Here is a 23,580-nt window from a genome sequence, read left to right on the forward strand (position 1 = left end):
GGATAACGCCAAGCGTTGAAACACACTACATCCGGAACAAAAACGGATGCTCGGAAAAACATTTCTAGGAGGTGAAACAACATGGAATGGGAATTCAACAGTTATTACACACTGATTGCCGCCACGCTCGTGTTGCTGGTTGGTAAATTTCTGGTTCAAAAAATCAAATTCTTAAGAGACTTCAATATTCCCGAGCCGGTCGCCGGCGGTTTGATTGCCGCTATCGTCCTGTTCGCCCTGCACGAAGCCTACGGCGTCAGCTTCAAATTTGAAAAACCGCTGCAAGATGCGTTCATGCTCATCTTCTTCACATCCATCGGTTTGAGTGCCGACTTCTCCCGTTTGAAAGCGGGCGGTTTGCCTTTGGTTATCTTTACCGCCGTGGTGGGTGCATTCATCATCGTCCAAAACTTCGTCGGTGTCGGCTTGGCGAGCGCATTGGGCTTGGATCCGCTGATTGGCCTGATTACCGGTTCGATTACCCTGACCGGCGGTCACGGTACTGCCGGTGCATGGGGTCCTGACTTTGAAAGCAAATTCGGCCTGACCGGCGCAACCGGCTTAGGTATGGCTTCTGCAACATTCGGCCTGGTATTCGGCGGTTTGATCGGTGGTCCTGTTGCACGCCGTCTGATCAACAAATTGGGCCGTAAACCTGTCGTCAAAACTGCCAAATCCGACGACAACGATGCTGCCGACGACATCTTCGAACAAGCACAGCGCACCCGCCTGATTACTGCCGAGTCTGCTGTCGAAACCCTGGCTATGTTTGCCGGCTGTTTGGCATTTGCCGAAATCGTGGATGGCTACGACAAAGCCTTCTTCGACTTGCCTAAATTCGTATGGTGTCTGTTTGCTGGTGTGGTCATCCGCAACGTCCTGACCGCAGCCTTCAAAGTCAATATGTTTGACCGCGCCATCGACGTATTCGGCAACGCTTCCCTGTCCCTCTTCCTTGCCATGGCTCTTCTGAATCTGAAACTGTGGGAGTTGACCGGTCTGGCAGGTCCTGTGACCATCATCTTGGCCGTACAAACCGTCGTGATGATTCTGTACGCCACTTTCGTTACCTACGTCTTCATGGGTCGCGATTACGACTCTGCCGTATTGGCGGCAGGCCACTGCGGCTTCGGTTTGGGTGCCACCCCGACTGCCGTTGCCAACATGCAGTCCCTAACCCAAACCTTCGGCCCGTCGCACAAAGCCTTCCTGATTGTACCTATGGTCGGTGCGTTCTTCGTTGACTTGCTCAACGCCGCCATCCTCTCCGGCTTTGTCAGCGTCATCAAAGGCTGATACATCTGACATAGAAAAGCACTTGCCGCATTTACTTGCTGCAAGTGCTTTTGTTATGATAGGCACGTCAGGCCGTCTGAAAGGCCGTCATCTTCAGGAGTACCCATGTACAAAAAAACCGCTTCCGTATTGATTTTAAGCACGATTCTTCTTGCTGCATGCAGCAAAGAAGAGCCGAAAGCCGCGCTTGATTGCGCCCAACCGGCCACACTGCAAAACATCCGTACCACCATCGAAGACACCCTCAAACAACAAGCGCGCTCCTTTGCCCTCAATGACAGCCGCCAATTCGTTGATGCCGACAAAATCATCGCCGCCGGCCTCGAATTAGAAACCCTGCTTGAAGACGCCAAAGAAACCGAAGACAACGGCAAAGCCATCTGCCGCGCCAACCTCAAAATCCACATTCCCGACACCATCCTCAAAACGGCTATAGACAACAGCCCGCTGATTTACGGCAACACCCCGTTGTCCGACATGCTCGAACAAAAACTAATGGGCAGCAACCTGACTTTTGAAAACAACACGTTCAGCACCACCCTGCTCTACACCCCCGACAAAGACGGCAAACTGGTTCTCGAAGACAACACCCTGAGCACCACAGCCCAAACCCTTTCCGCCACCCTACTGCCCTACGGCGTGAAAAGCATCGTCATGATAGACGGCAAACCCGTATCCAAAGAGCAGGCCATCAAGCTGCTGCAAAACCTAAACACGGAAGAGCCACCGACTATTGATCCGCAAGACATCCTTGAAAACAACGCCGCCAGCCAAGCTGTCGGCTTGACCGATGATGACGACAATTCAGACTACGAAGTCCTGCGTCCTGACCATGAAACTCCGCGCAACGAGCCGCCCGGCCTCAGCCAAAGCGAACTCGACAACGCGCGCGCGCAAAACCGTCAGGCGGACGGCGAAATCAACGACCTCTGGGGCGGCTTAGACAGCGATGTCAAACAACAAATCCTCGGCGAACAACGCGCCTGGATTCAAAGCAAAAAACTCAACTGCCAACAAGCAGCCGCGTCCGCAGACAACTCCGCACAAGCAGAATACCTGCGCCTGCAGTGTGAGACCCGCATGACCCGCGAACGTACGCAATACCTGCGCGGCTATTCCATCAACTAAAACCGATAAGGCCGTCTGAACATTCAGACGGCCTACAAGAAAGCACATCACATCATGCAATACCGAATCCACCGTGAAGGCAATGCCCAAAACACACCCTCTTCAGCCTCCACACCCGTCGACAACTGGGAGCGCAACACCCTGCGTGAAGTCCTCCTCGCCGCCTACCAAGAACAGCGCCGCGCCCGCATTTGGCGCAATATCTGGCGCGGTGTCGCCGTCCTCATCTTCCTCAGCCTGATCTTCGGCTTCGCAGAAGAAGAAGGAAAAACCACGAGCATCCAAGCCCGCAGCGAACACACCGCCGTTATCGACCTGACCGGCGAAATCGGCAACGACATCGACGACCAAGTCCAAATCCTGCGCGACAGCATGGAAGCCGCCTACAACAACGGCAACGCCAAAGCCATCATCATCCGTGCCAACAGCCCTGGCGGTTCGCCTGTCGTGTCCAACACGGCCTTTAACGAAGTCCGCCGCCTCAAAGCCGAACACAAAGACATCCCTGTCTACCTCGTTGCCGAAGACATGTGCGCTTCCGGCTGCTACTACATTGCCGCCGCAGCCGACAAAATTTACGCCGACCCTTCCAGCATTGTCGGCAGCATCGGCGTGATCGGCGGCGGTTTCGACTTTACCGGCCTGATGGACAAAGCCGGTGTCAAACGCCGTCTGAAAACCGCCGGCAGCAACAAAGGTATGGGCGACCCTTTCACGCCTGAAACCCCGGCACAAACCCAAATTTGGGAAACCATGTTGGGCGATATTCACCAAGAATTTATCAAAGCCGTCAAACTCGGCCGCGGCGCAAGGTTGAAAGACAAACAGTATCCTGACGTTTTCAGCGGCCGCATCTATACTGGCAAAGAAGCCAAACAGGTCGGCCTGATTGACGACTTCGGCAGCATTTACAGCGTTGCCCGCGATGTCGTCAAAGCCCCCGAGCTGGTCAACTACACGCCGCAAGACGATTTCAGCAAAATGCTCAGCCGCCGCTTCGGTGCGGAAGTGAAGGCTAAAGTCAAAGAAACTTTGTCTGAAATTTGGTAAACCAAAAAACCCAAAGACCGTCTGAAACCCAAAACATGGGGCTTCAGACGGCCTTTTTATATGGTTTTTAAAATAAAACGCTGATTATTGTCCAAGCATCCATCGGCTTCATCAAATCGGCAGGCAGATGCTCCCTGATGATGCTGTTACAGGAACAGATTACGCCTGCAAACGATTAAACCTCCACGCTTCAGACGGCCTGTTGCATATTGTGCGCCATATCAAGCGCGGCGCGGACGGCGGTAATCAGGCTGCCGGAGTTGGCTTTGCCCGTACCTGCCAAGTTCAAGGCCGTGCCATGATCGACAGAGGTGCGGATAAAGGGCAGGCCGAGGGTGATGTTCACGCCTTCGCCGAAACCGGCGTATTTGAGCACCGGCAGCCCTTGGTCGTGATACATGGCAAGGACGGCATCGGCATCTTTGAGCAGGAAGGGTTGGAACACGGTATCGGCCGGATAAGGGCCGCGTGCGTCTATGCCTTCGGCCTGCAGGGCATGAAGTGCCGGAATAATGGTGTCAATTTCTTCGTGTCCCAAATGGCCGCCTTCGCCGGCGTGGGGATTGAGGCCGGTAACGAGGATGACCGGTTTGGCTATGCCGAACTTATGGCGCAGGTCGTGTTCAAGAATGCGGACAACCGACTCGATTAAAGGCTTCGTGATGGCGACGGAAATGTCTTTCAGCGGCAGATGGGTGGTGACCAATGCCACACGCAGGCCGCCGCCGGTCAACATCATGACGACTTGTTCGGTATGGCTTTTTTCGGCGAGGTATTCGGTATGGCCGCTAAAAAAACCGTTGCCTGCATGGGCATCGTTGATGATGCCTTTGTGCAGCGGCGCGGTTACCATACCGGCAAACAGGCCGTCTGAAATGCCTTGATACGCCGTATCCAGCAGTCGGAGCACATACGCGGCATTGGCAGGATTAAGTTCGCCCGCCCGGCACTCGGCATCTAAAGGAATATGCAGAACTTCAAGTTCGCCCTTGGGCAACGGATCAGCCGCTTGGGCTTGGAAGTCGCGCAGGATGACGGATTTGCCGAGCTGTTCGGCCCTTTGCGCCAACAGGTTTTTGTCACACAAAACAACGGGACGGCAAGGAAGGTCGGAGAAAGCCAAATCAAGGCAGATGTCGGGGCCGATGCCGGCCGGTTCGCCGGAAGTGATGGCGAGAATGGGAGCAGTCATGGTGTTTCTCGGTACGGTTTACAGTATTTAGACAACGTCAGGCAAAATGCCTGCCCTACTTTTGCAGATTAACACAAATACAAAAAGGCCGTCTGAAAACAGTTTTTGCTTGGTCAAACTGTTTTCAGACGGCCTTGGCTGTTTACCGTTTTACACTTAAGAACGGCGGCCGATCATGCGGTACAAAACGTCGTGGCCTTGAATGCGGTGAACGACAACCATGACGATGTGGCCGGCGACAAGCGCGAAGAGCAGCCAGCCGAGTTTGCCGTGCGCCATATTGCCTAGGTTGGACATCCATTCGATTTTCTCTGGCGAACCCTGCATCACTTCGATACCGAATACTTTCAAAGGGCCGCGGCCGCCGCCGTATTGGCGGATCATGCCGATAACGGGAACGGCAAGCATGAGGACGTAAAGGGCAAGGTGGCCTGCTTTGGCGGCAAAGCTGTCGGCGGCAGGACGTTTGGACGCATTGAGCAAAGCCCAAACAATACGCACGGCAATCACCAGCAGCGTGATGAAACCGATGGATTTATGCACGCCGAAGAGCGATTTGACCCATTCTTCGCCATCGTAGATGGTCCAAACGGTAATGGTGGAGAGGATGCCGATGAAACCGAGTACGGTCAGCCAGTGCAACGCGCGCGCGATGGCATCGTAGGTTTGTGGACGTGTAGCGGTCATAATGTTTCCTTGTTTTTGATTTGTTTGGTTTTTTGAATCGGCGGCATTGTAACAAAAATGCCCAACCAATTATGTTGCCTTTTTGAAGAGATTTCGTAAATGTTTGGAAAATTTGAAGAAACGGCGGTTTTATCCGTCAGGCTGCCCGGGCCGTCTGAAAACAAGGGCAGGAATACCACCTTCTATGCCGAACTCGGGCTAAAATAGGCGTTTTTATTCTCGGGTACGCATCGATGCAGGTTTGGATTCGGCGGTTTGCGCTGTTGCTTCTGCCTTTGGGTTTCTTGGCAGTCATGGTGGCCGCGCCTTTGCTGTCGTTGGCGTTTTACGACGGCGAAGGCGCTTGGGCGGAAGTGGTGGCTGATGACTATATGCGCCTGCGCTTGGGCTGGACGGTGGCGCAGGCGGTTTTGACCTGCGTTTTGGTCACGGCTTTGGGCGTGCCTGCGGCGTGGGTGCTGGCACGGATGGACTTTGCCGGACGGCGCACGGTTTTGCGCCTGCTGATGCTGCCTTTCGTGATGCCGACTTTGGTGGCAGGCATGGGCGTGCTCGCCTTATTTGGCGCACACGGCATGCTGGCTGCAGGTTGGCAGGACACGCCGTGGCTGCTGATTTACGGCAACGTGTTTTTCAACCTGCCGGTTTTGGTGCGCTCGGCGTATCAGGGATTTGTGCGTGTGCCGCAGGCGCGGTTGCTGTCGGCACAATCTTTGGGCGCGGACGCGTGGCGGCGGTTTGTCTGGGTCGAATGGCCGGTGGTGCGCGCGTGGGTTGCCGGCGGCGCGTGCCTGGTGTTTTTATATTGTTTTTCAGGCTTCGGGCTGGCCTTGCTGCTCGGCGGCGAGCGTTTTGCAACGGTGGAAGTGGAAATCTACCGGCTGGTGGCGTATGAGTTGGACATGGCGCGTGCGTCGGTGTTGGTGTGGCTGGTGCTGGCGGTTACGGCGGCGGCAGGCGGTTTGTATGCGTATTGGAGCAAGCGCGTGGCGGTGGATAAGTCGGTCTCGCCTTTGCCTCCGCGTGCGCCGATATGGGCGTGGGAAAAATGGCTGACGGCAACGGTATTGACCATGTTGGCAATGTGCTGCCTGCTGCCTTTGGCGGCGGTGTGGCTCAAGGCGGTATCGGCAGGCTCTTCGTGGGCAGTCTTGCTGGAAGCACAAACGTGGGCGGCTGTGTGGAACACCGTCCGTTTCTCTGCGGCAGCGGTGGCGGCGGCGACGGTTTTGGGCGTGCTGTATGCGGCGGCGGCACGGCAAATGGCGTGGTTGCGCGCGCTGATGTTTTTGCCGTTTATGGTGTCGCCCGTGTGCATCGCGTTTGGCGTATTGTTGCTCTATCCGCAGTGGACGGCTTCGCTGTGGCTGCTGACGGCGACTTACGCGCTATTGGCGTATCCATTTGTGGCCAAAGATGTATTGGCCGCGTGGGACGGTTTGCCCAAAGATTACGCGGCGGCGGCGCGCACCATGGGCGCAAACGGTTTTCAGACGGCCTGTTATGTAACCGCGCCTTTATTGAAACCGGCCTTGCGGCGCGGCCTGACTTTGGCTTCGGCAACGTGTATCGGCGAATTTGCGGCCACATTATTCCTGTCGCGCCCCGAATGGCAGACGCTGACCACTTTGATTTACGATTATCTCGGGCGCGCCGGTGCGGACAATTACGGACGGGCGATGGTGTTGACGGCGGTATTGACCGCTTTGGCTTTAACGGCATTTTTGCTGGTGGACGAAGCGGAAGGACAAAAGGCCGTCTGAACGTGGTCGGCTCAAATCCCCTTCGCTTTCACTACACTATTGCCGCGCCTTGTATCGAAAATTGATTGAATCCGCTATATAATTTGTTTTTAACCGCACTCAACACGACCCTATCATGACCGACTTAGAAACCAAACGCCTTGAAACCCAAGCCATGCTGGACAATGCCGACTTGCTGTTTGACCAAGAACAATGCCGCGCGGCCTTGCAAAAAGTTGCCGACGACATCACCCGCGACTTGGGCGACAAATACCCCCTGCTCTTGCCTGTGATGGGTGGTGCGGTGGTGTTTACAGGGCAGCTGCTGCCGCTGTTGCGCTTCCCTTTGGACTTTGACTACGTCCACGTTTCCCGCTACGGCGACAAGCTCGCAGGCGGCGCGTTCAACTGGAAACGCATGCCCGACCCCGAGCAAATCAAAGGCCGTCATGTAGTCGTTTTAGACGACATTCTGGACGAAGGCCACACCATGGCCGCCATTCAGGAAAAACTGTTGGAAATGGGCGCGGCAAGCTGCCGTGCGGCCGTATTTGCCAACAAACTGATCGACAAAGAAAAACCGACCAAAGCCGATTATGTCGGTTTGAACGTGCCCAACCGCTACGTCTTCGGCTACGGCATGGATGCCGCCGGCTGTTGGCGCAACCTCGGCGAAATCTACGCCTTAAACAATAAATAAAACAAAGGCCGTCTGAAAAATCTTCAGACGGCCTCAACCCCCATGCTAGGAACACATCATGATAGGTTTGTTAATCATTACACATGAAACCATAGGTGAAGCCTATCGCGGTTTGGCCGACCATTTCTTTCCCAACGGCTTCCCCGAAAATCTCCACATCCTCGGCGTACAGCCCGATGAGGATCAAAATGACATCATCAACAACGCCATCGCCGCATTACAGGAATTTCCCAACAACCGCGGCGTGCTGATCATGACCGACATCTTCGGCGCAACCCCGTGCAACGCCGCACGCCGGCTGGTGCGCGAAAACAAATCCGCCATCCTGACCGGCCTCAACGCCCCGATGATGATTAAAGCCATCCAATACTCATCACAAGCCGAAAACCTCTCCGACTTCACCGAAACCGTCAAAGAAGCCGCCATCCGGGGCATTTTCGCCATTACATCCGCACCTGAAGACCTGGTGTGCAAAGAACACGGCTAAGGCCGTCTGAAAACATTCACTTTACGAACATTACATTTAGGGGACATCCATGCTCAAACAAGAAATCGAAATCATCAACAAACTCGGCCTGCACGCGCGCGCTTCCAGCAAATTCACCCAAACCGCCTCCCAATTCCAAAGCGAAGTCTGGGTCACCAAAAACGGCAACCGCGTCAACGGCAAAAGCATCATGGGCCTGATGATGCTGGCCGCCGCCAAAGGCACCGTGATTGAGCTGGAAACAGAAGGCGCAGACGAAGCCGCCGCCATGCAGGCGTTGACCGACCTCATCAACGACTACTTCGGCGAGGGCGAATAATGAGCATCGTCCTACACGGTGTAGCCGCGGGCAAAGGCATTGCCATCGGCCACGCCCACCTCATCACACGCGGCACAACGGAAGTCCTCCAATACGACATTGATCCCGACAAACTCGATGCCGAAGTTGCCCGTTTTGACAACGCCATCAAAGCCACGCGCAAAGAACTGGAACAGCTGCGCGGCGCGATTCCCGAAAACGCCCCGACCGAATTGGGCGCGTTCATCTCCCTGCACCTGATGCTACTGACCGACGTTACCCTCTCGCGCGAACCCATCGACATTTTGCGCGAGCAGAAAATCAACGCCGAATGGGCATTGAAATTGCAAAGCGACAAGCTCGCCGCCCAGTTCGACAGCATCGACGACGACTACCTGCGCGAACGCAAACAGGACATGCTCCAAGTCGTCCGCCGCATCCACAACAACCTTGTCGGACAAAGCAACGAAATCAACCTCGCCGGCAACCTGTTTGACGACACCGTCCTCATCGCGCACGACCTCTCGCCTGCCGATACCGTATTGTTCAAAGAGCAGCACATTACCGCCTTCGTGACTGATGCCGGCGGTCCGACCAGCCACACCGCCATCTTAGGCCGCAGCCTCGACATCCCGTCCGTCATCGGCCTGCACAACGCCCGCAAACTCATCACCGAAAACGAAATCGTCATCGTCGACGGTATCAACGGCATCCTCATCATCGATCCCGACGAAGTCGTCCTCAACGAATACCGCCGCCTCGCCCGCGAATACCGCAGCCACAAGCGCGAACTCAACAAAATCAAAAAAACCGCCGCCACCACGGCCGACGGCATCAACATCGAACTTTTGGCCAACATCGAATCCGCCGAAGACATCAAAGCCCTGCACAACTTCGGCGCAGACGGCGTCGGCCTGTTCCGCAGCGAATTCCTCTACCTCAACCGCGACAACATGCCGACCGAAGACGAACAATACGAAGTCTATGCCGGCATCGTCAAAAAACTCAAAGGCAAAAACATCACCATCCGCACCGTCGATTTGGGTGTCGATAAAAATCCGCGCTGGTTCGGCCAAAACAGCACGCCCAACGGCAGCCTCAACCCCGCGCTCGGCCTGACCGGCATCCGTTTGTGCCTCGCCGAGCCGGTCATGTTCCGCACCCAAATGCGTGCCATTCTCCGCGCCGCCGCCCACGGCCCCGTGCGCATGATGTGGCCGATGATTACGTCCATTTCCGAAGTGCGCCAATGCCTTATCCATCTGGACACAGCCCAACGCCAACTGACCGAACGCGGCGAAACCTTCGGCCCGGTCAGCATCGGCTGCATGATCGAAATCCCGTCCGCAGCCATGACCGTCGGCAGCATCCTCAAGCTCGTCGACTTCGTTTCCATCGGCACCAACGACCTGATTCAATACCTCCTATCGGTCGACCGCGGCGACGACAGCGTCAGCCACCTCTACCAACCCGGCCACCCTGCCGTCCTCAAAACGCTGCAACACATCATCCGCACCGCAAACCGCATGGAAAAAGGCGTATCCATCTGCGGCGAAATGGCCGGCGATACCGTCTTCACCCGACTGTTACTCGGCATGGGCTTGCGTCGCTTCTCCATGAACCCCAACAACCTGCTTTCGGTTAAAAACATCATCCTGCACAGCCACACCGGCCATCTCGAAAACGATGCCGCCAAAATCCTGCGCTGCGAAGACCCGGAAAAAGCCGAAAAACTGATTAAAATCCTCAACCAAAGCGAACAGGCGGAATCACAGGCCGTCTGAATCTCTAAAAAGGGCGTGTTTCGATACACGCCCTTTTTATTCGTCCCCATTTTTAGTTTATGCCAGATTCTCCCTCAAGCCCTCTTCTTCCCTATTTCGCCATTTCAAAAACCAACCTTTTTCACTTTTCCCAAACACTGCTTACAGGCCGTCTGAAAAATATAGGGCGCAAGTGAAATAAAACTTTTATGCCCACACCAAAGGCCGTCTGAACCCTGATTGCAAGGTTTCAGACGGCCTTGTTTTCAACCAAATACCTTTTATTTTTTGCAATAAAAAACCCTTTACCGATCCATTCCAGCTACTGCCCACTATGGCTTTAGGTACCCCATATCATTCCTTTTTACACCCAAGCCCTATATAAACACTATCCCTTCGTTTTAATGATGAAACTTTTTATTTCGAAATATGTCTACTCACTCGTCCACTTGAAAAAAGATTCAATACCTTATAAACTTATAAATGATAGTAATTATCATCATATTTTAAAGGAATGGTTCATGAGATTTACGCAACTTTCTGCTTTGATTGCCGCCGCCGCTTTATCAGTCGGCTCCGTATCCGCTTTTGCCAAACCCGTTCAGCTGACCGATATCCTCGGCCGTAAGGTAACTGTCGACCTGCCTGCCAAGCGCGTGGTGTTGGGCTTCTACTACCAAGACTACATGGCCATCGGCGGCAAAACCGCGCTGGACAACGTCGTTGGTTTTTCCAAAGCAGTTTGGGCCGACTGGGCACCACCAAGCTGGGCGGCATTCAGCAAAGCCGTGCCTAAACTGAATCAGCTGACCGACGTGGGCGAAGTGGAAGTCGGCACTTTTTCGATTGAGAAAGTATTGGCACTGAAACCCGATTTGCTGGTTTTGGCCGAATGGCAATACAAGGCTTTGGGTTCCGATCTCGACCGCATCAACAAAGCCGGCATCCCCATCGTCGTGTTGGACTACAACGCGCAAACAGTGGCCAAACACGTTCAATCGACCAAGCTCATCGGTACATTGACCGGCCAGCAGCAAAAAGCCGACAAACTGGCGGCAGACTACAAACGCGTTGCCGACACCATCCAGGCGCGCGTGAAAAAAGCCAACCTGCCCAAGCCTAAAGTCTATATCGAGTTCGGCAACAAAGGCCCTGCCGAACACAGCGTTACCTTCGGCAAGAGCATGTGGGGTTCGATGGCGACACTGGTCGGCGGCAACAATATCGCCGCTTCTTCGGTCGAATTCTACGGCCCGATCAATCCTGAAAAAGTCCTCGCCGCCAAACCCGACGTGATCGTAATTACCGGCCGCGAAACCGAATTGAAGAAAAACCCTGCCGCCATGGTCATGGGCTGGGGCATTCCAAAAGCCGAAGCGGAAAAACGCCTGGCAGGCTTTGCCAAACGCGCCGGCTGGGCAAACCTGCCTGCGATTAAAAACAACCGCCTCTACGCCGCCTACCACGCTAACTCGCGCACGCTGTCCGACAGCGCGTCGATTCAGTTTATGGCCAAAGCGATTTATCCGCAGTTGTTTAAGGATTTCAACCCTGAGAAGACCTATCTGGACTTCTACCGCCAAAACCTGCCCGTCGTACCGAACGGTACGTTCTACCTCTATCCGAAAGGACAATAAGGTAGTTTAGATTTTCAGACGGCCTTTTAAATCGGAAGGCCGTCTGAAATTTTTGCGGAAGAAAAAGGCAAACCTGTTCTCCCCTTTCACAACACTCTTTTTTAAAGGTTTGAAACATGAATGATTCGGTTGTCGCCGAGATTGTGAAAAACCAGCGCAAGTTGGAAGGCAAGCGTTGGTTGATTGTGTTGATGTTTTTAGTCATCGCAGCGGTCAGTTTCCTATTCGACATCGCCACCGGCCCTGCGATGACGGACACGCTGCCCGTCGGCGAAGTGGTCAATGTTTTGCTGGGCAAACCCGAAGTCGATGAAATGAACCGCCTGATTGTAATGGATTTGCGCCTGCCGATTGCGGTGATGGCCTTGGTGGTCGGCGCGGCTTTAGGTGTCGGCGGTGCGGAAATTCAAACGCTCCTGAACAACCCGATGGCCAGCCCTTATACGCTGGGCTTGGCGGCGGCGGCGGGTTTGGGCGCGTCGGCGGTGATTGCGTTCGGCGGTTTCGGGCTGCCTGAAACGGTCGCCGTTCCCATCGGTGCGTTTGTGATGACCATGCTGGCTTCTGGCATCTTGTTTCTGTTTGCCTCGGCACGCCGCTTCAACTCGGCGATGCTGGTGCTGGTGGGGATTGCGCTGTTGTTTCTGTTTCAGTCGATTCTGTCGCTGATTCAGTTTATCGCCGCGCCTGAGATTTCACAGCAGATTTTGTTTTGGCTGTTTGGCAGTTTGAACAAAGCAACTTGGGAAACAGTCATCGTTACGGCGGCGGTTACGGCGGTATGCGTGTTTCTGCTTTCACGCGATGTGTGGAAGCTGACCGCGCTGCGCTTGGGCGAAGAACGCGCCGTCGGGCTGGGCATCAATCTGCAACTTTTGCGCCTGAAAACGCTGGTGTTGGTGGCGGTGATGACGGCAACGGCAATCAGTTTTGTCGGCGTCATCGGCTTTATCGGACTGGTTGCCCCGCATGTGGCGCGGATTCTTTTGGGCGAAGACCAACGTTTCTTCCTGCCCGGCGCGATGCTGGCGGGGGCGGCGTTTTTGTCGGTAGCAAGCGTGTTGTCCAAGGTGATTATCCCGGGCGCGCTGTTTCCGGTGGGCATCGTTACGTCGTTTGTCGGCGTGCCGTTCTTCTTCTGGATTGTATTAACGAAACGATAGGCCGTCTGAAATGTTGAAACTTGAAAATGTCCATATCTGGCGCGGCGATTATGTGGTCGCCGACAATATTGATTTGACGCTGGAACAAGGCAAAGTCTATTCCGTGCTCGGCCCGAACGGTACGGGCAAATCCTCGCTGATGAAAACGATTTTCGGCGAAGTCGCGCACAAAGGCACCATCCGCTACGGCGACGAAGTGTTGAGCAAAATCCACCTGCAAAGCTGGCGTAAACGCATAGGCTATATGCCGCAGGACACCGCCGCCGAAGCCTCGCTGACCGCGCTGGAAGTCGTGTTGCTCGGCCGCATGGACGCGCTGCACATGCACGTCGGCGACGAACTGCTGCACGAAGCCGCAAGTATCATGGCGGAGCTGGGTATCGGCCATCTGGCGCACCGAGACGTCATGCGCCTTTCCGGCGGACAGCGGCAGCTCGTGATGTTTGCCCAAGTCATGCTGCGCCGCCCCGAAATCCTGATGCTGGACGAACCGGTCAGCGCGCTGGATATGCACCACCAACTCAATCTTTTAGAACGCGTGGTGCAATACACGCACGAACACAATCTGGTTACGCTGATGGTCTTGCACGATTTGAGCCTCTCCGCGCAGTTTTCAGACGGCGTGATTCTGCTTGGTGAAGGCAAAGTACAGGCGCAGGGCGCGCCGCAGGACGTGTTGCAGGCGGACATGATCGGCAGGCTGTACAAGGTGGACATTGAGCTCTTATACGACAGCAAAGGCCTGCCCGTTATCCGCCCGATGCGGCAATCCTAGCTGGGAATCTGCCACCAAGAAACCAGCCCCAGCAATCATTTTATACTCTTCACAAAAAGGACTTTCCCATGAAAAAATCACTCTTCCTCCTGATGCTGACCGCTTCCCTCGGCGCATACGCCGCCAACCACGAAATCAAAATGCTCGACAACGGCAAAGACGGCAGCATGGTGTTCGAACCCGGCTACGTCAACGCCAAAGTCGGCGATACTGTTACCTTCAAAGCTACTAACAGCGGCCACTGGGTGCAAAGCAAAGCCCTGCCTGACGGCGTTGCCGACTTCCTCTCTGAAGACGGCAAAGACTTCACGCTCAAGCTCGACAAAGAAGGCGTGTATGTCTATACCTGCCCGCCGCACCGCATGATGAACATGAGCGGTGTGATTCAGGTCGGCAAACCGGTGAACAAAGCCAAAGCACAAGCCGTTGTCGATGAAATGGAAAACCGCGCCATGCAAAGCAAAGGCCGTCTGAAAAAATATATGGCGCAAGTGAAGTAAACGCGTTTATGCCTGCATTAAAGGCCGTCTGAAACCTTTCAGACGGCCTGTTTCCTTTGCGTAAAACACGCATCAAAGCTATATCTTCCGTTTCAGTTTCCGATAAAATAGGCCTATTCCGACATAAGACCCGTAAGCATGATACGCCGCCTTTACGCCACGCTGTGGCACCTCGCCCCCTTCCTGATCCGCCGCCACCTGCGCCGCCGCGCCCTCAAATCCCCAGCCTATCTCGAGCATTGGGACGAGCGTTTCGGGCAGGCGTATCCCAATCCCGTACAACGCCCGATTTGGATACACGCCGTATCCGTCGGCGAAACGCGTGCGGCCGAACCCTTAGTCCAGGCATTGCGCCGCCATTTTCCCGACTCGCCGTTTTTGATTACCCAAATGACACCGACCGGCCGCGCCACCGCGCAATCCCTGTTCCCCGATGCGCAATGCCGTTACCTGCCCTACGACAAATCCGAATGGGTCGCCCGATTTTTAGCCGAACACCGCCCCATCTGTGGCATTTTGATGGAAACCGAAATCTGGCCCAACCTGATGCAGGGTTGCAAAGAAGCAGGCATTCCCCTCTTTTTGGCCAACGCACGCCTCTCTGAAAAATCCCAACGCGGCTACCTCAAAATCCGCAAGCTGGTCGAGCCTGCCATGCAGACTCTCTCCGGCTGCTTTGCCCAAACCGCCGCCGATGCCGAACGCCTGCACCTCATCGGCGCGTCCAATGTCCACGTCTGCGGCAACACCAAATACGACATCGCGCCCCCCGACGACTCGCGCCCGCTTGCCGTCGCCTTTAAAGAACGCATCGGCGCACGCCCCGTCGTCGTCTGCGCCAGCACGCGCGTGTACAAAGGCACAGACGAAGCCGAGCTGCTCCTCAAAGCATGGCAGGGCTACCGCGGCAATGCCTTGCTGGTCATCGTACCGCGCCACCCTGAAAACTTTCAGACGGCCTACGATACTGCCAAATCGCTTGGCTATACCGTCCAAAAACGCAGCGACGGACAACCCGTTTCCCCCGATACACAAGTTTGGATAGGCGACAGCATGGGCGAACTTGCCGCCTACTACCTCAGCGCAGACATTGCCTTCGTCGGCGGCAGCCTCGTTGATGCCGGCTGCCAAAACATCATCGAACCCATCTCCTGCCACGTCCCCACCCTCTTCGGCTACTCCAACTACAACTTCGCCCAAGCCTGCAAAGGCGCAGTCGAAGCCAAAGCCGCCGTCCGCGTCGAAACCGCCGAAGCCTGGTACAGAACCACGCGCCAATACCTCGACGACGAAACGCTGCGCCAACAGCTGATCAGCCACACTGAGCAATTCATTTCGCAACACCAAGGCGCCAGTGCCAAAATTGCCAAAGCGATTGCAGATTGTTTGAATCAGCGTTAAGAGATAAAAAGGCCGTCTGAAACCAAAGTTTCAGACGGCCTTTTCTCAACCTACAAACTTAGCGTCCTGCTTTCAACACGCGACGTGCAAACACGAACATACCGAAGACAAAAAACGCCAAGCCCAGCCATTTGGCGGCCGTATCCCAGTTTTCCAGGTTCAGGGCCAAAGGCGCATCCGAACCGCCGTTGGTTACGGAGAAGGCGATGATAAACGCCATAATCACACCAATCAGGCTCTCGCCGACAATCAAACCGGCGGAGAACAGCGTACCGATACGTTCCGCATTTTTCAGACGGCCTTCACGGTTTTCTTGACGGCGGGCGATGACGGATTTCAATACCGCCGCCAATACCGCGCCGATCACAATCGGCATATTCACAGACGGCGGCAGGTAAATGCCCATGCCCACGGCCAATACCGGCAAAGCACGCTTGCCGCCGGAAGATTTGCGCAATGTGAAATCGACCGCAATCAACGCCACACCGATGGCCACGCCGGTAAAAATATAATCCCATTGCAGATTGTGCGAGAAAATACCTTGGGCGATGGTGGTCATCAAAGTTGCCTGAGGCGCGGCAAGGGCTTGGGCCGCATCCATGCCTTCACGCGGCATCGCGCCGGTAAAGCCGTAGGCTTCATACAAAAGCTCCAACACAGGCGAAATCACCACGGCACCGACAACGCAGCCGACAATCAGCGCAACCTGCTGTTTCCAAGGCGTTGCTTTTACAAGATAACCCGTTTTCAAATCCTGCAGGTTGTCATTGGAAATTGAAGCCACACAAATCACAGACGCACCGCAAAACAGCGTCAACGCCAGCAGGAATTTGCGGTTTGCCTCGTCCGCCATCAGGCCGCCGGATTCGCCGACCAGCAGCAACACCAGCGAAATAATGACGATAGAGACGATGCCCACACCCGAAATCGGGCTGGAAGACGAACCGACCAAACCGGCCATATAACCGCAAGCCGCGGCCACCAAAAAGCCGATAATCGAAGCCAGCAGCGTACATACAACCACCAACAGCCAAGCCAAACCGCCGGAAATATGCGAGTCGCCGATAAAGTGGAAGAAGGACACGCCCAACACCAGCATCATCGCCAACACCCAGGCAATCATCGCCTTAGGCGACAAATCCTGTTCCGTGCGTTCGGTCATCTGCGCACCGCCGAAATTGCGGAAAGACAGGCGCATACCCTCGACTATCGGTTTCATCAAAGTCAAAAGCGTCCAAATAGCCGCAATACCGATCGTACCCGCGCCGATAAAACGGACTTTTTCCTTCCACAAAGACATCGCAAAAGGAATCATCTCCATATCGGCAGGTTGCGGAATATGTGCCGACAGATAAGGTACGGCCACACCCCAGGCAATCGAGATACCCAGCAAAATCGCGATACCGCCGGTCAGGCCGACCAAATAACCCGCGCCCAACAAAGCCAGCGAAAAGCCCATCGGCACTTGGAACACCGACGCGCCGCCTTTAAACCAAAAGCTCGCGCTGTCCGCCACCACGCGCAAACCGCTTGCGCAGAAGCTCATCAAACCCGCCAGTGCGCCGCCCGACACCAATTCCTTGATACCGCTGCCGCCTTCCTGCTGGTCCGCATCATGGTCGCCGACCTTCAAAATCTCGGCCGCCGCTACACCTTCCGGATAAGGCAAATCACTCTTCACCACCATCGCATAACGCAAAGGCACAGTGAAAATCACGCCCAAAATACCGCCGGACATACACAGCAGCGTAGTCTGCCAAAACGGAAAGCCCGCCCAATAACCGGCCATCAGCAAACCCGGCAGAATAAAAATAATACTGGAGAGCGTCCCCGCGGCCGAAGCCTGAGTCTGCACCATATTATTTTCCAGAATATTGCTGCCTTTAAAAAACTTCAAAACCGCCATCGAAATCACCGCAGCCGGAATCGAAGACGCAAAAGTCAGGCCCACCTTCAAGCCCAAATACACATTGGATGCTGTAAAAATCACCGTAATCAACGCGCCGAGTATCATCCCCCGCAGCGTCAGTTCACGGAAATTCGCATAAGGATCAACCGCCTGTTTCATAAAAATCTTCCTGTATCAGGTAAACAATCAAATCAAAACTTTTCAGACGGCCTTTTGATACATCCATCTGGCCGTCTGAAAAGCCTCTCTTTTACCATTTTAATGAACTATCCGACTACACGCAAAACCCTATTTATTTTCATTTGACGCCAAACCATAAAATCATATCGATACAGACGTTTGGGGCAGTTTGACGGTTTCAGGTAGAATAACGCCAAATTCATCAACCGTTCAGAAAGCCGCCACCATGTATTCACTCGTCCGCCCTATCCTGTTCCGTTTCGATGCAGAAAAAGCCCATCATTTCACGCTCAACAGTTTGCGTTCTATCGAAAAACTCGGCCTGCTGCCCAAGGTGGACAGCAACACCCGTCCAACCGAGCTGATGGGTTTGCAGCTGCCCAATCCGGTCGGCTTGGCGGCAGGTTTGGACAAAAACGGCGAGTGTATCGATGCGTTTGCCGCTTTGGGTTTCGGCTTTGTCGAAATCGGCACGGTAACGCCCAAGCCGCAGCCGGGTAATCCGCAGCCGCGCCTTTTCCGCGTTCCCGAACACCAAGGCATCATCAACCGCATGGGTTTCAACAACCACGGCATCGACGCGATGATCCGCAACATTGAAAACAGCCGCTTTAAAGGCATTTTGGGCATCAACATCGGCAAAAATGCCGTTACGCCGATTGAAAACGCGGCCGACGATTATCTGATTTGCTTGGAAAAAGCCTACGCCCACGCGAGCTACATCACAGTCAATATTTCCTCCCCCAATACGAAAAACCTGCGCGCCTTGCAGGGCGGCGATGAATTGAGCGCCTTGTTGGAAGCCTTGAAAAACAAACAGGCGCAACTGGCGGCCGTGCATGGCAAATATGTGCCGCTGGCGGTCAAAATCGCGCCGGATTTGGACGAAGCGCAAATCGACGACATCGCCCATGTGGTCAAATCTGTGGAAATGGACGGCATCATCGCCACCAACACGACCATCGACAAATCAAGCTTGGGCAGCCATCCGCTCGCAGGCGAACAAGGCGGCTTGAGCGGCTTGCCCGTACGCGAGAAAAGCAATCAGGTGTTGAAACTTTTGGCGGAACGCATTGACGGCAAGCTGCCGATTATCGGCGTAGGCGGCATTATGAACGGCGCGGACGCGGCAGAAAAAATCCGCTTGGGTGCCAGTGCGGTTCAGGTGTACAGCGGTTTGATTTATCGCGGCCCTGAGTTGATTAAAGAGTGTTTGGCTGCGTTGAAATGATACTTTCCTAAAAAACAAGGCCATCTGAAATCTTTCAGACGGCCTTTTGATATGCTTTCATTCTTCAAACAGATTGCCTTGTGCCAATAAGGTTTTGACCGGTGCGAAATCGTGGCGGTGTTCCGGCAATACGCCGTATTGTTTCAACGCGGCCAAATGTTGCGCCGTGCCGTAGCCTTTGTGCCGGTCAAACCCGTATTGCGGGTAACGTTTCGCCAATTCATACATTTCTGCGTCGCGCGCGGTTTTGGCCAAAACCGAAGCGGCGGAGATTTCAATAATTTTGCTGTCACCTTTGACCACGGCTTCAGCAGGGACATTCAAATCTTTCGGCACGCGGTTGCCGTCTATCCACACTTTGTCGGGAGTGACCGACAGCCCCTCGATTGCGCGCTTCATCGCGGCCATGGTTGCGTGCAGGATGTTCAGTTGCAGGATTTCGTCGGGGTCGGCAAAGGCAATGCTCCACGCAACCGCCTGTTCCTTAATCATCTGCGCCAACATATCGCGCTTTTTTTCGCTCAGTTTTTTTGAGTCGGTCAAACCCGGCAGGTCAAAATGTTCTGGCAAAATCACTGCCGCCGCAAATACGCTGCCGACCAAAGGGCCGCGTCCCGCTTCGTCCACGCCTGCGCTTAAAACCGTCGCCATTTCTTCACCGCCTGTCTGATTCAAAGCCGCCATTATATCCTCTTGCGGCAGATAAAATCCGCAATAGGACAAGCCGTTTGGGAGCGGTTCAAATTTCATCTGCTTTACCAATCAGTTATAATTTACATCCCCACATACCGATACGTCTTACAACATGCCTGCCCAATCCGAACGCCTCCATTTTTCCGAACGCTGGCTCAACGCCTACGAACGCTACCGCTATCGCCGCCATATCCACGCCTTCCGCCTCGGCTTGGCAATCGTGTTCTCCACCCTGTTGGCCAAAGTCTTCCACCTGCAACACGGCGAATGGATCGGCATGACCGTATTTGTCGTCCTCGGCATGCTGCAATTCCAAGGCGCGATTTACTCCAAAGCAGTCGAACGCATGCTCGGCACGGCCATCGGTTTGGGTGTCGGGTTGGCCGTTTTATGGTTGAACCAGCATTATTTGCAAGACGGCGTTTTCTTCTATCTGATTATCGGTGCCGCCAGCGCAATAGCCGGTTGGTCGGCAGTCGGCAAAAACGGCTATGTCGCCATGCTTGCCGGTTTGACCATGTGCATGCTCATCGGCGACAGCAGCCACCACTGGCTCGACAGCGGCCTGATGCGCGCCATGAACGTTTTGATTGGTGCCGCCATCGCCATTGCCGCCGCCAAACTCATGCCCCTGCGCTCCACACTCATGTGGCGCTTCATGCTTGCCGACAACCTCACCGACTGCGCCAAAATGATTGCCGAAATCAGCAACGGCAAGCGCATGACGCGCGAGCGTTTGGAACAAAACATGATTAAAATGCGCAAAATCAACGCCCGCATGGTCAAAAGCCGCAGTCATCTGGCCGCCACATCCGGCGAAAGCCACATCAGCAGCAATATGATGGAAGCCATGCAACATGCCCACCGCAAAATCGTCACCACCACCGAGCTGCTCCTGACTACTGCCGCCAAACTGCGCGCGCCCACGCTCAACGAAAGCGAAATCCGCCTGCTCGACCGCCATTTCAACCAACTCCAACGCGAGCTGCGCCTGACCGTTCGTCTCATCAAAGGCCACTACGCCCGCCGCATCCGCATCGATACTTCGCTCAATACCGAACTAAGCAAACCGGCCGCCCGCCTGCATTACGACTGGCAAGGCTTCCTCTGGCTCAGTACCAATATGCGTAACGAAATCGCCGCATTGGTAATTCTGTTGCAACGTTCGCGCAATAAATGGTTGGACAAAAAAGAGTTACAACGCCTGAAAGAATACCTGCGCAACGATACCGATCCGGAGTAACAATAGGCCGTCTGAAAAACGCAAACCCAAAATAAAAGACAAAAACGAATTAGCCGCCGATAACATCGGCCAATAAAAAGGCCGTCTGAAACCCAATGGTTCAGACGGCCTTTCAATCAATCCAATCAACAATAAATACCGCATAAAGCAAAATCCCCTGCGATTGCAGGGGATTTTTATATTTGGTTGCGGGAGCAGGATTCGAACCTACGACCTTCGGGTTATGAGCCCGACGAGCTACCATGCTGCTCCATCCCGCGTCAGAAGTTGTAACTATACGGAAAGACGGAGTCACTGTCAAGCGTTTTTGACCGAAAATACGAAAAACGTCGCTTTACAAAAAACCATCCGCATGGTTTAATTTTTCGTTAATAAAGAAACAGGGGTGCTGCTTTCAAACCGAGCGGCTGAGAAATACCCTTTACACCCGAACAGGATAATACCTGCGTGGGGAGTTTCGGCAAATGTGATTTTAGACGGTTGATTGAAGATATACACAAGGCCGTCTGAAAAAAAGCAATGCTCCTGTTTCCATTTCATAACCGAAAAACAGGAGCAATTTTTATGACTACCGCTAAAAAAACCGGCGATGAGGCGCGCCGTCTTTCCGACTTGAGCGAAGACATCGGCATCCGCTTCCAATATCCAAATTCCGACCGCGTCTATATCCCAGGCAGCCGCGCCGACATCCGCGTGCCTTTACGCGAAATCCGTCAGGACGACACCTACTCGGCGCAAGGTACGGAAGCCAATCCGCCTATTCCGGTGTACGACACCAGCGGCGCATACGGCGATCCGACGGCACACATCGACCTGAAACAAGGGCTGCCGCACGTCCGCACCGCATGGCTGGATGAACGCGGCGATACCGAAATCCTGCCCAAGCTTTCTAGCGAATATGGCACCGAACGCGCACACGATCCGAAAACCGCCCATCTGCGCTTCAACCAAATCACCCGCCCGCGCCGCGCCAAAGCCGGCCGCAACGTAACCCAGCTCCATTACGCCCGCCAAGGCATCATCACGCCCGAAATGGAATTCGTCGCCATACGTGAACGCATGAAGCTGGACGAGCTTTTCAGACGACCCGAATACGCCAAGCTCTTGAAGCAACACGCAGGGCAAAGTTTCGGCGCGAATATCCCGACCCATCCCGACCAAATCACGCCCGAATTTGTGCGCCAAGAAATTGCCGCCGGACGCGCGATTATCCCTGCCAACATCAACCATCCCGAACTCGAACCGATGATTATCGGCCGCAACTTCCGCGTCAAAATCAACGGCAACTTAGGCAACTCTGCCGTCACTTCCAGCCTGACAGAAGAAGTCGAAAAAATGGTGTGGTCGCTGCGTTGGGGCGCAGACACGATTATGGACTTATCCACAGGCGCGCACATCCACGAAACGCGCGAATGGATTATCCGCAACGCGCCCGTCCCCATCGGTACGGTGCCCATCTACCAGGCTTTGGAAAAAACCGGCGGCATCGCCGAAGACCTGACTTGGGATTTGGTGCGCGATACCTTAATCGAGCAGGCAGAACAAGGTGTGGACTATTTCACCCTGCACGCAGGCGTATTGCTGCGTTATGTACCGATGACCGCCGACCGCCTCACCGGCATCGTATCGCGCGGCGGTTCGATTATGGCGAAATGGTGTCTCGCCCACCACAAAGAAAACTTCCTCTACACGCATTTCGACGAAATCTGCGAAATTATGAAAGCCTACGACGTCTCGTTCAGCCTCGGCGACGGCCTTCGGCCCGGCTGCATTGCCGATGCCAACGACGAATCCCAATTTGCCGAGCTGCACACCTTGGGCGAATTGACTGCCAAAGCGTGGGAGCATGACGTACAAGTGATGATCGAAGGCCCCGGCCATGTACCGTTGCAACGCGTCAAAGAAAATATGACCGAAGAGCTACAACACTGCTTTGAAGCGCCTTTCTACACCCTCGGCCCGCTCGTTACCGACATCGCCCCCGGCTACGACCACATCACTTCGGGCATAGGCGCAACCAATATCGGCTGGTACGGCACAGCCATGCTCTGCTACGTTACCCCGAAAGAGCATCTCGGCCTGCCCGACAAAGAAGACGTGCGTACCGGCATTATCACCTACAAACTCGCCGCCCACGCCGCAGACCTCGCCAAAGGCTGGCCGGGCGCACAATTACGCGACAACGCCCTGAGCAAGGCGCGTTTCGAGTTCCGCTGGCGCGACCAATTCCGATTAAGCCTCGACCCCGAACGCGCCGAGAGCTTCCACGACGAAACCCTGCCTGCCGAAGGAGCAAAAATCGCCCACTTCTGCTCAATGTGCGGCCCCAAATTCTGCTCGATGAAAATCACGCAGGAAGTGCGCGATTACGCCGACAAGCAAAAAGCCCAACGGCAAGGCATGGAAGAAAAAGCGATTGAGTTCGTCAAAAAAGGAGCGAAGCTTTACAGTTAAAATGTAACGCAAGAAAAGGCCGTCTGAAAATGTTTCAGACGGCCTTTTTTT

Annotated in this window: 20 protein-coding genes, 1 tRNA gene and 1 riboswitch; of the genes, 16 read left to right on the forward strand and 5 right to left on the reverse strand. The window is 54.6% G+C overall.

What is annotated here, in order from left to right; translation table 11 throughout:
- Positions 1 to 81 precede the first annotated feature (81 nt).
- From gltS to ACTHRE_RS09775, 3 genes are all read left to right on the forward strand, one after another.
- Positions 82 to 1,296 (forward strand): sodium/glutamate symporter, encoded by a 1,215-nt coding sequence (gltS, locus tag ACTHRE_RS09765; protein ID WP_070461095.1) that lies wholly within the window; start codon positions 82 to 84, stop codon positions 1,294 to 1,296.
- 105 nt (positions 1,297 to 1,401) lie between these two features.
- Positions 1,402 to 2,424 (forward strand): lysozyme inhibitor LprI family protein, encoded by a 1,023-nt coding sequence (locus ACTHRE_RS09770; protein ID WP_440345035.1) that lies wholly within the window; start codon positions 1,402 to 1,404, stop codon positions 2,422 to 2,424.
- A 54-nt stretch (positions 2,425 to 2,478) separates the two neighbouring features.
- On the forward strand, positions 2,479 to 3,474 hold the full coding sequence (locus tag ACTHRE_RS09775) for a S49 family peptidase (protein WP_107723858.1): 996 nt from the start codon (positions 2,479 to 2,481) through the stop codon (positions 3,472 to 3,474).
- Between the two features lie 190 nt (positions 3,475 to 3,664).
- On the opposite strand, the gene pdxA is transcribed toward ACTHRE_RS09775, so the two are convergent.
- Together pdxA and ACTHRE_RS09785 are read right to left on the reverse strand one after the other, a co-directional pair.
- Positions 3,665 to 4,666, reverse strand: a complete 1,002-nt coding sequence (pdxA, locus tag ACTHRE_RS09780) for a 4-hydroxythreonine-4-phosphate dehydrogenase PdxA (RefSeq protein WP_440345036.1) — start codon at positions 4,664 to 4,666, stop codon at positions 3,665 to 3,667.
- 156 nt (positions 4,667 to 4,822) lie between these two features.
- Entirely contained in the window at positions 4,823 to 5,353 is a 531-nt protein-coding gene (locus tag ACTHRE_RS09785) for a cytochrome b (protein ID WP_440345037.1), read from the reverse strand.
- Positions 5,354 to 5,586: 233 nt separating this feature from the next.
- Between ACTHRE_RS09785 and ACTHRE_RS09790 the strand changes: the two genes are divergently transcribed.
- From ACTHRE_RS09790 to waaA, 10 genes are all read left to right on the forward strand, one after another.
- Positions 5,587 to 7,116 (forward strand): ABC transporter permease, encoded by a 1,530-nt coding sequence (locus ACTHRE_RS09790; protein ID WP_440345038.1) that lies wholly within the window; start codon positions 5,587 to 5,589, stop codon positions 7,114 to 7,116.
- Positions 7,117 to 7,231: 115 nt separating this feature from the next.
- Positions 7,232 to 7,795 carry a hypoxanthine-guanine phosphoribosyltransferase gene (locus tag ACTHRE_RS09795; RefSeq protein ID WP_440345039.1) on the forward strand — a complete coding sequence of 188 codons (564 nt, stop codon included), beginning with the start codon at positions 7,232 to 7,234 and terminating at the stop codon, positions 7,793 to 7,795.
- A gap of 58 nt (positions 7,796 to 7,853) precedes the next feature.
- Positions 7,854 to 8,282: a PTS sugar transporter subunit IIA gene (locus ACTHRE_RS09800; protein WP_049335776.1), complete on the forward strand. Its 429-nt coding sequence runs from the start codon at positions 7,854 to 7,856 to the stop codon at positions 8,280 to 8,282.
- A gap of 49 nt (positions 8,283 to 8,331) precedes the next feature.
- Positions 8,332 to 8,601, forward strand: a complete 270-nt coding sequence (locus tag ACTHRE_RS09805) for an HPr family phosphocarrier protein (RefSeq protein WP_003683718.1) — start codon at positions 8,332 to 8,334, stop codon at positions 8,599 to 8,601.
- Positions 8,601 to 10,364, forward strand: coding sequence for a phosphoenolpyruvate--protein phosphotransferase (ptsP, locus tag ACTHRE_RS09810; RefSeq protein ID WP_440345040.1), 1,764 nt, complete (start codon positions 8,601 to 8,603; stop codon positions 10,362 to 10,364). Before ACTHRE_RS09805 ends, ptsP begins: the two co-directional genes overlap by 1 nt.
- Positions 10,365 to 10,864: 500 nt before the next feature.
- Positions 10,865 to 11,980, forward strand: a complete 1,116-nt coding sequence (locus tag ACTHRE_RS09815; protein WP_188212850.1) for an ABC transporter substrate-binding protein — start codon at positions 10,865 to 10,867, stop codon at positions 11,978 to 11,980.
- Between the two features lie 116 nt (positions 11,981 to 12,096).
- On the forward strand, positions 12,097 to 13,143 hold the full coding sequence (locus ACTHRE_RS09820) for a FecCD family ABC transporter permease (protein WP_293206576.1): 1,047 nt from the start codon (positions 12,097 to 12,099) through the stop codon (positions 13,141 to 13,143).
- A 10-nt stretch (positions 13,144 to 13,153) separates the two neighbouring features.
- On the forward strand, positions 13,154 to 13,918 hold the full coding sequence (locus tag ACTHRE_RS09825) for an ABC transporter ATP-binding protein (protein WP_293206573.1): 765 nt from the start codon (positions 13,154 to 13,156) through the stop codon (positions 13,916 to 13,918).
- A gap of 68 nt (positions 13,919 to 13,986) precedes the next feature.
- The gene (locus ACTHRE_RS09830) at positions 13,987 to 14,418 is read left to right on the forward strand and encodes a plastocyanin/azurin family copper-binding protein (RefSeq protein WP_049349290.1); all 432 of its coding nucleotides are present in this window, start codon (positions 13,987 to 13,989) and stop codon (positions 14,416 to 14,418) included.
- A gap of 138 nt (positions 14,419 to 14,556) precedes the next feature.
- Positions 14,557 to 15,819, forward strand: coding sequence for a lipid IV(A) 3-deoxy-D-manno-octulosonic acid transferase (gene waaA, locus ACTHRE_RS09835; RefSeq protein WP_107768635.1), 1,263 nt, complete (start codon positions 14,557 to 14,559; stop codon positions 15,817 to 15,819).
- Between the two features lie 58 nt (positions 15,820 to 15,877).
- Here the strand turns inward: waaA and ACTHRE_RS09840 are convergent, their stop codons facing one another.
- Complete coding sequence (locus tag ACTHRE_RS09840; protein ID WP_440345041.1) at positions 15,878 to 17,887, reverse strand: OPT family oligopeptide transporter; 2,010 nt, start codon at positions 17,885 to 17,887, stop codon at positions 15,878 to 15,880.
- 247 nt (positions 17,888 to 18,134) lie between these two features.
- On the opposite strand from ACTHRE_RS09840, the gene ACTHRE_RS09845 reads away from it, so the two are divergent.
- Positions 18,135 to 19,139: a quinone-dependent dihydroorotate dehydrogenase gene (locus tag ACTHRE_RS09845; protein WP_440345042.1), complete on the forward strand. Its 1,005-nt coding sequence runs from the start codon at positions 18,135 to 18,137 to the stop codon at positions 19,137 to 19,139.
- 57 nt (positions 19,140 to 19,196) lie between these two features.
- Here ACTHRE_RS09845 and rnhB read toward each other — a convergent pair whose 3' ends face one another.
- Entirely contained in the window at positions 19,197 to 19,790 is a 594-nt protein-coding gene (rnhB, locus tag ACTHRE_RS09850; protein ID WP_440345048.1) for a ribonuclease HII, read from the reverse strand.
- Positions 19,791 to 19,944: 154 nt separating this feature from the next.
- Between rnhB and ACTHRE_RS09855 the strand changes: the two genes are divergently transcribed.
- Positions 19,945 to 21,075, forward strand: coding sequence for an FUSC family protein (locus ACTHRE_RS09855; protein ID WP_440345043.1), 1,131 nt, complete (start codon positions 19,945 to 19,947; stop codon positions 21,073 to 21,075).
- Between the two features lie 183 nt (positions 21,076 to 21,258).
- Here the strand turns inward: ACTHRE_RS09855 and ACTHRE_RS09860 are convergent.
- Positions 21,259 to 21,335 (reverse strand) — tRNA-Met (locus ACTHRE_RS09860).
- Positions 21,336 to 21,446: 111 nt separating this feature from the next.
- A riboswitch (TPP riboswitch) is annotated at positions 21,447 to 21,546 on the forward strand.
- 93 nt (positions 21,547 to 21,639) lie between these two features.
- Here ACTHRE_RS09860 and thiC point away from each other — a divergent pair.
- Positions 21,640 to 23,529 (forward strand): phosphomethylpyrimidine synthase ThiC, encoded by a 1,890-nt coding sequence (thiC, locus tag ACTHRE_RS09865; protein WP_440345044.1) that lies wholly within the window; start codon positions 21,640 to 21,642, stop codon positions 23,527 to 23,529.
- Positions 23,530 to 23,580: the final 51 nt, after the last annotated feature.

The sequence above is a fragment of the Neisseria sp. P0001.S007 genome (assembly GCF_051963655.1).
Lineage (GTDB): Bacteria > Pseudomonadota > Gammaproteobacteria > Burkholderiales > Neisseriaceae > Neisseria > Neisseria subflava_A.

What these genes read in the sequence shown, in the direction of transcription:
- gltS (WP_070461095.1), top strand. Translation starts at nt 82, where the DNA reads ATGGAATGGGAATTCAACAGTTATTACACACTGATTGCCGCCACGCTC.
- ACTHRE_RS09770 (WP_440345035.1), top strand. Translation starts at nt 1,402, where the DNA reads ATGTACAAAAAAACCGCTTCCGTATTGATTTTAAGCACGATTCTTCTT.
- ACTHRE_RS09775 (WP_107723858.1), top strand. Translation starts at nt 2,479, where the DNA reads ATGCAATACCGAATCCACCGTGAAGGCAATGCCCAAAACACACCCTCT.
- pdxA (WP_440345036.1), bottom strand. Translation starts at nt 4,666, where the DNA reads ATGACTGCTCCCATTCTCGCCATCACTTCCGGCGAACCGGCCGGCATC.
- ACTHRE_RS09785 (WP_440345037.1), bottom strand. Translation starts at nt 5,353, where the DNA reads ATGACCGCTACACGTCCACAAACCTACGATGCCATCGCGCGCGCGTTG.
- ACTHRE_RS09790 (WP_440345038.1), top strand. Translation starts at nt 5,587, where the DNA reads ATGCAGGTTTGGATTCGGCGGTTTGCGCTGTTGCTTCTGCCTTTGGGT.
- ACTHRE_RS09795 (WP_440345039.1), top strand. Translation starts at nt 7,232, where the DNA reads ATGACCGACTTAGAAACCAAACGCCTTGAAACCCAAGCCATGCTGGAC.
- ACTHRE_RS09800 (WP_049335776.1), top strand. Translation starts at nt 7,854, where the DNA reads ATGATAGGTTTGTTAATCATTACACATGAAACCATAGGTGAAGCCTAT.
- ACTHRE_RS09805 (WP_003683718.1), top strand. Translation starts at nt 8,332, where the DNA reads ATGCTCAAACAAGAAATCGAAATCATCAACAAACTCGGCCTGCACGCG.
- ptsP (WP_440345040.1), top strand. Translation starts at nt 8,601, where the DNA reads ATGAGCATCGTCCTACACGGTGTAGCCGCGGGCAAAGGCATTGCCATC.
- ACTHRE_RS09815 (WP_188212850.1), top strand. Translation starts at nt 10,865, where the DNA reads ATGAGATTTACGCAACTTTCTGCTTTGATTGCCGCCGCCGCTTTATCA.
- ACTHRE_RS09820 (WP_293206576.1), top strand. Translation starts at nt 12,097, where the DNA reads ATGAATGATTCGGTTGTCGCCGAGATTGTGAAAAACCAGCGCAAGTTG.
- ACTHRE_RS09825 (WP_293206573.1), top strand. Translation starts at nt 13,154, where the DNA reads ATGTTGAAACTTGAAAATGTCCATATCTGGCGCGGCGATTATGTGGTC.
- ACTHRE_RS09830 (WP_049349290.1), top strand. Translation starts at nt 13,987, where the DNA reads ATGAAAAAATCACTCTTCCTCCTGATGCTGACCGCTTCCCTCGGCGCA.
- waaA (WP_107768635.1), top strand. Translation starts at nt 14,557, where the DNA reads ATGATACGCCGCCTTTACGCCACGCTGTGGCACCTCGCCCCCTTCCTG.
- ACTHRE_RS09840 (WP_440345041.1), bottom strand. Translation starts at nt 17,887, where the DNA reads ATGAAACAGGCGGTTGATCCTTATGCGAATTTCCGTGAACTGACGCTG.
- ACTHRE_RS09845 (WP_440345042.1), top strand. Translation starts at nt 18,135, where the DNA reads ATGTATTCACTCGTCCGCCCTATCCTGTTCCGTTTCGATGCAGAAAAA.
- rnhB (WP_440345048.1), bottom strand. Translation starts at nt 19,790, where the DNA reads ATGGCGACGGTTTTAAGCGCAGGCGTGGACGAAGCGGGACGCGGCCCT.
- ACTHRE_RS09855 (WP_440345043.1), top strand. Translation starts at nt 19,945, where the DNA reads ATGCCTGCCCAATCCGAACGCCTCCATTTTTCCGAACGCTGGCTCAAC.
- thiC (WP_440345044.1), top strand. Translation starts at nt 21,640, where the DNA reads ATGACTACCGCTAAAAAAACCGGCGATGAGGCGCGCCGTCTTTCCGAC.